The following is a 1,349-nucleotide window of genomic DNA, read 5'->3' as shown; positions in this document are numbered from 1 at the left end:
CTCGCTTCGCTTATGTGGACTCCCCCTTTGTCAACAACATTATTAGCCAATTAAAGAATAAATGCGTGCTTATGTACGAGCTCTAATAGGGAAGCTATCCCAGGCTCTATGATATTTACGCGAACTTGTTGTCAAATCTCGATAACGAGCTCGAAGCTCTGAGCGAAGCACTGACTAAACAAGCTGATTTTCATCTTTTTTGAGCATTTTTGTTGTTGGTCAAAACCTCGATTAAGCAGCCAGTAGTTCTGCTTTGTATTCTGTGCCATTTGTAAGCATCGCGAATGCCGTTCTTACTGTTTTATTTGCTAACGCGACGGCTGTGCAGCGCTTACCCCTGCGTTCAACCATCTGCTGGATCCACATCTCTTTTTTGGTTTTTGCTGGTCGTCTCATCGCCTGATTAACTGCTGACATTGCACCGCTAACTAAGCAACTTCGTAGCATATTATTTTTAACGTGCTTGCCCACCGAGCCCAATTTTACTTTACCGCCCGACGAATGTTGAATAGGCGTTAAACCAATACAGGCAGATGCATCGCGACCTTTTTCAAATTGCCCCATCTCTCCACAGCCCAGTGCCATATAAAGATTCACAGCGTTTAACGGACCTACACCTTCTAGGGCCTGTAGCGATTTACATGTTTCGTGGTCGTTTGCTGCTTTTTCTAAATATAAATCGTACTGCTTTATCGACTCAATACCACGCTGGAGTTGTTGCCAACTAGTATTGAGAGCTTGCCTAAAAACCATGGAAAAGCCATTTTCAGCATCTTCCAGCACACCTTCAACAACGCCACTTAACCCTCCCTGACTAGGCGACATTCGAATATTAAACTCTAGCAATAAAGATTTAATTTGTTGCTGCATTGCGACTTTATGCTTAACGGCCAACTCTCGCAGACGAACCAAGGTTTGTAGCTCTTGCTGCTCTTTTGATTTGCCGTTAATAAACGAAACATCGGTGAGTTGAGCAGCTTGCGCAACCGCTAAGGCGTCGTTTTTATCTGTTTTCTGATTTTGTCTCACACTAGCAACCAATTTTGCTGAAATTAATCGAGCATCATGCCCATATTCCAACGCTTTTTGCTTCCAGTAGTTTGATGTACTACATGCTTCTAAAACAATTGTCATTGGTTTTGACGACGCTAGCCAAGAACCAAATTCTATCGGTGTCATCGCCTGATTAGACTGCACCTTGTTGCGTTTACAAACGCAAACCTGAATTTCTTCTTTCGCTAAATCAACACCTGTGATTATATTGTGCATGTTGGACTCCATAATATTTTTTGTGTGAGAACTAAAATATTAACCCAGCTCACTGAGTTGGGGGAGTCCAATTATCTCGG

Annotated in this window: 1 protein-coding gene; it reads right to left on the bottom strand. The window is 42.7% G+C overall.

The window, feature by feature from the left end; all coding sequences use genetic code 11:
* Positions 1–231: 231 nt before the first annotated feature.
* Positions 232–1,269, bottom strand: coding sequence for an IS110 family transposase (locus JC525_RS19680; protein ID WP_198817835.1), 1,038 nt, complete (start codon positions 1,267–1,269; stop codon positions 232–234).
* Positions 1,270–1,349: the final 80 nt, after the last annotated feature.

Source organism: Alteromonas sp. IB21 (assembly GCF_016405965.1).
GTDB lineage: Bacteria > Pseudomonadota > Gammaproteobacteria > Enterobacterales > Alteromonadaceae > Alteromonas.
The sequence above is the reverse complement of the archived record's forward strand: the minus strand, read 5'-3'. Positions and strand labels throughout refer to the sequence as shown.

Excerpts from the sequence above, each read along its gene's own strand:
- JC525_RS19680 (WP_198817835.1), bottom strand. The coding sequence starts at position 1,269 with ATGCACAATATAATCACAGGTGTTGATTTAGCGAAAGAAGAAATTCAG.